This window comes from uncultured Limnohabitans sp. (genome assembly GCF_937889215.1).
GTDB lineage: Bacteria > Pseudomonadota > Gammaproteobacteria > Burkholderiales > Burkholderiaceae_C > Limnohabitans_A.
This window is the reverse complement of sequence record NZ_CALBEX010000477.1, coordinates 1-4,611: the sequence shown is the minus strand read 5'-3', so window position 1 is coordinate 4,611 and position 4,611 is coordinate 1. Positions and strand designations below refer to the sequence as shown.

The 4,611-nt window shown below is 60.2% G+C and carries 4 protein-coding genes and 1 pseudogene; 3 read left to right on the top strand and 2 right to left on the bottom strand.

Features of this window, described 5'->3' with window-relative positions; translation table 11 throughout:
- Positions 1-515, bottom strand: a 515-nt coding sequence (locus tag Q0341_RS11970) for a tripartite tricarboxylate transporter substrate binding protein (RefSeq protein WP_299513598.1), incomplete at its 3' end; no start/stop codon positions are given.
- 155 nt (positions 516-670) lie between these two features.
- Between Q0341_RS11970 and Q0341_RS11965 the strand changes: the two genes are divergently transcribed.
- Positions 671-1,576, top strand: a complete 906-nt coding sequence (locus Q0341_RS11965; protein ID WP_299513596.1) for a LysR family transcriptional regulator — start codon at positions 671-673, stop codon at positions 1,574-1,576.
- 15 nt (positions 1,577-1,591) lie between these two features.
- Positions 1,592-2,323 (top strand): sulfite exporter TauE/SafE family protein, encoded by a 732-nt coding sequence (locus Q0341_RS11960; protein ID WP_299513594.1) that lies wholly within the window; start codon positions 1,592-1,594, stop codon positions 2,321-2,323.
- A 100-nt stretch (positions 2,324-2,423) separates the two neighbouring features.
- Here the strand turns inward: Q0341_RS11960 and Q0341_RS11955 are convergent.
- Positions 2,424-3,383, bottom strand: a pseudogene (locus Q0341_RS11955) (GMP reductase); the annotation flags it as partial.
- Positions 3,384-3,583: 200 nt separating this feature from the next.
- On the opposite strand from Q0341_RS11955, the gene Q0341_RS11950 reads away from it, so the two are divergent.
- Positions 3,584-4,611, top strand: a 1,028-nt coding sequence (locus tag Q0341_RS11950; protein ID WP_299513591.1) for a UvrD-helicase domain-containing protein, incomplete at its 3' end; no start/stop codon positions are given.

Below are 4,611 nucleotides of genomic sequence, written 5' to 3'. Positions count from 1 at the left end.
TGCGAAAACTTCTCGCCCACCAAATGGTACAGCGAGCCCGGGCCCACACTGCCATAACTCAGGGGCTTGTTGGCGTTCTTGCGGGCCAGTGCCAGCAGTTCATCCACGGTCTTCACGTTGAGCGAGTTGCGCACGGCCAGGATGGTCGTGGTGGTGGCAAATTGCGCAACCAGTTTGAAATCTTCCGATTTGTACTTGACACCCTGGATGGCCATGGGAGCCAGCACCAGCTCCATGGGGCTGCCCAGGCTCAGGGTGTAGCCATCAGCCGGTGCATTGACCACCTTGGTCAAGCCGATCGAGCCGCCTGCGCCGCCGAGGTTTTCAACCACCACGGTCTTGCCCAGATTGGCACTGGCCGCGGGTTGCACCTTGCGGGCAAAAAAATCTGATGGACCACCTGCCGGGTAGGGCACGATCAGGTTGATGGTTTTGGCAGGATAGGTTTGCGCCAGGGCAGGGCCGAAAGCGCTGGCGGCCACGGCCAGGCCGGTGATGAGGGTTTTGAAGTTCATGGTGTCTCCTGAAGCTTGGGTTGATGCATGGTTGAAATGACCATGAACAAATCGTAGAAATTACAAATCAATGTGTCCAATGACTTATTTTCCTGATATACAAATCAATGTGTCCAATGACTTATTTTCCTGATAATCATTCGTAAAATGAATGCATGAACCTCAGGCACTTTGAGCACTGGCTGGCGCTGGCCGATACCGGCTCGTTCAGCCGTGCGGCAGAAAAACTGCACATCACCCAGTCGGCCCTGAGCCGAAGCATCCAGGCGCTGGAAGAGGATCTGGGTGGCCTCTTGGTGGACCGGGTGGGCAAAAAAAATGAGCTCACACCTTTGGGCCGCTCCGTGCTAGAGCGGGCGCGGCGCATCGTGCACGAGGCCCAGGAACTCAAAGAGGGCGCTGCTTTGCTGAAGCAAGGCGGCTTGGGCACCTTGCGGGTCGGTTTGGGCTCTGGCCCTGGGGCGATGCTGATGACGCCTTGGTTGGTTTTCATGGCCCTGCACCACCCGACGGTGCAGGTCACGGTCTCGCGCGGTTCCACCGAGCTGCAACTGACCCAGTTGCGTGAGCGGCAACTCGACGCCTTGGTGGTGGACGTACGGCAGGTTGAGGCGGCACCCGACTTGAAGATGGCGCATGTGGTGGAGATGCGCGCCGGCTTTGTGTGCCGTCAGGGGCACCCGCTGCTGGGCCTCTACCCCGAGGGCGCGCCCTTTGATGCTTTGCTGGCTTACCCCATCGCCTCCATTCAGTTGTCGCAAGAGGTGGCCCGGTTGCTGGTGGACCACTACGGCCCGCAGGCCAACCCGGCACAAATGACCACCTTGCAGTGCGAGGACATCGCCAGCTTGCTCGATGTGGTGGGCCAGACCGATGCGATTTACTTGGGGATTGTGGGCGCGGCCCGAGAGGGCTTGGCCCAGGGCCGTTTGGTGGAGTTGCCTATGCAAATACCCCTGAAAGGCCAGGCACGGTTGGCTCTGATCACCTTGGCGGGCCGCACCGAGTTGCCCGTCATGTCGGTGTTTCGCGCGTTTGTGCAAAACCACTTGAGCGATTGAAAAAAAGGAATCGGGATGCAGGAATGGCTTTACCCCATGGGGGTGGTTTTATTGGGTTACACCGTGTTGGGCCTCACCGGTTTCGGCTCGGCTTTGGTGGTTGTGCCCCTGTTGGCCTGGAACTGGCCCTTGCCTGCCGTGGTGGCGCTGACTTTGCTCATGGACGTGCCCGCTTCGGCTTTTCACAGCGGTCTGAACTGGCGGCAGGTGCAGTGGCGCGAGTTGCGCCGCCTGCTGCCGGGCATGGTGATGGGCACGCTGGTGGGCTTGTGGCTGGTGCAGCACATGAACAGCCGTTGGCCGCTGCTGTTGTTGGGGGTGTATGTGGCGGGCGTGGGGATCAATGCCTTGCGTCCCAAGACGTCCCAAGCGGCCACCGCTGCACCTGTTTGGGCCTGGCCGGTCGGGGCCGCGATTGGCTTGGTGGAAATGGTCTTCGGCACCGCTGGCCCTTTGGTGGTGGCCTGGCTCAGCCGACGCTTGTCGGATGTGCAACAGATGCGGGCCAGCACGCCCTTGATCATTGCCGTAGCGGCGACCACGGTGCTGCTGGGCATGGCTTGGGAGGGGCGCTTGTCCAGCGGCTGGATCTGGCAGCGCTGGACGGTGCTGATCGGCGTGGCGCTGGCCGGTGTGTGGCTGGGCCACCGCGTGGCGCACCGCGTACCCGTGGCACGGCTGCGCCAGATCATCTGCGCCTTGCTCGTGCTCAGCGGCTTGATGCTGGCGCTGGGGGCCTTGCGCTGAACCCAGCAGTCACGTCGAAAGCATGCCCGAGATCAAAAAAGGGAGCCACTGGCTCCCTTTTTTGCATGAGCGCTGACAGGCTCACATCAACAAGTGTAGCACCCGCATTGTCACCGCCCAAGGTCACGTAGTTCACTTTGCGGATGTCCATCAACTTGGTGCCGCCGGCATAGCTGATGGAGCTTTGCACGTCCTGCTCCATCTCAATCAGGGTGTTGGCCAGTTTGCCCTTGATCGGCTCCAGAATGCGCTTGCCTTCGACGTGCTTGTACTCGCCCTTATTGAAGTCGCTAGCCGAGCCGTAGTACTCCTTGAACATCTCGCCATCGACCTCGACGGTCTTGCCGGGTGACTCTTCGTGGCCGGCAAACAGTGAGCCGATCATGACCATGCTGGCGCCAAAGCGGATGCTCTTGGCGATGTCGCCGTGGTTGCGGATGCCGCCGTCGGCAATGATGGGCTTGGTGGCTACACGGGCACACCACTTGAGGGCCGACAACTGCCAGCCGCCCGTGCCAAAACCCGTTTTGAGCTTGGTGATGCAGACCTTGCCCGGGCCCACGCCCACTTTGGTGGCATCCGCACCCCAGTTTTCCAGATCGATCACGGCTTCGGGTGTGGCCACATTGCCCGCGATCACGAAGCTGTTGGGCAGCTTGCTTTTGATGTAGCCGATCATGTCGCGCACGCTGTCAGCATGGCCATGGGCGATGTCGATGGTGATGTACTCGGGTGTCAGACCCGCCGCAGCCAAGGTGTCCACGGTGGCGCGGTCGGGGGCTTTGACGCCCAGCGAGATGGAGGCATACACACCCTTGCCATGCATGTCGCGCACAAACTGGACGTTGTCCAGGTCAAAACGGTGCATCACGTAGAAGTAGTTGTTTTGCGCCATCCACAGGCAGATCGACTCGTCGATCACCGTTTTCATGTTGGCGGGCACCACCGGCAAGCGAAACTTGCGGCCACCCAGTTCGACGCCAGCGTCGCACTCTGAACGGCTCTCCACGCGGCACTTGCGTGGCAGCAGCAGGATGTTGTCGTAGTCAAAAATTTCCATGAGAAAACCAAGCTCCAAAAAGGATCGTTGAAAGAACGAGTGAGCGCTTGGCTTGGCCGGTTTTCTTCAACTGCTGGTCGGTCCGTTGCAAACCGTGGGCGAAAAAAAACCGGGCGCAAGAATCTTGGGCCCGGTGTCCGATTCTACCCGCATGGCCTGACACGGTTTTGCAGGCGTGTAAGTTCCTACAATCTCCCCCTATGCAGTCAGACACTTTCCCGAACATTTTCCCGGGTGATTCTTCGCCTTTGCTCGCCCAGTTGAACGGCGAGCAGCACCGTGCCGTGGCCTTGCCACCCGAGCATGCGCTGATTTTGGCGGGCGCAGGGTCGGGCAAGACGCGGGTGCTGACCACCCGCATTGCCTGGTTGCTGCAAACCTCGCAGGTTTCGCCTGGCGGCATTTTGGCGGTGACCTTCACCAACAAGGCCGCCAAGGAGATGAAGCTGCGGCTGCAGTCCATGCTGCCGGTGAATGTGAATGCCATGTGGATTGGCACATTCCACGGGCTGTGCAACCGGTTTTTGCGGGCGCATTACCAACTGGCGGGTTTGCCGCAGACCTTTCAGATTTTGGACACGCAAGACCAGCTGTCGGCCGTCAAGCGGCTGTGCAAGCAGTTCAATGTGGACGAAGACCGCTTTCCGCCCAAGCAGGTGCAGTATTTCATTTCGGGATGCAAAGAAGACGGCCAGCGCCCTGGCGATGTGCCGGTGCGCGACGAAGAGACGCGCCGAAAGGTGGAGCTGTACCAGCTTTACGAAGAGCAGTGCCTGCGTGAAGGCGTGGTGGATTTTGGCGAGCTGATGCTGCGCTCTTATGAGTTGCTGCGCGACAACGTGCATGTGCGCGAGCATTACCGCCGCCGCTTCCGCCATATTTTGGTGGACGAGTTTCAGGACACCAACAAGCTGCAATACGCTTGGCTCAAGCAGCTGGCGGGCTTGCCGGGCGAGGGCGGTGAATGTGCGATTTTGGCCGTGGGCGACGACGACCAGAGCATTTACGCCTTCCGGGGTGCACGCGTGGGCAACATGGCCGACTTTGTGCGCGAATTTCAGGTCAAGCACCAGATCAAGCTGGAGCAGAACTACCGCAGCTTCAGCAACATCCTCGATTCGGCCAACCACCTGATCAGCCACAACAAGACCCGCCTGGGCAAAACCCTGCGCACGGACCAAGGCGCGGGTGAGCCGGTGCGGGTGGTGGAGTCGCCGTCAGACTTTGC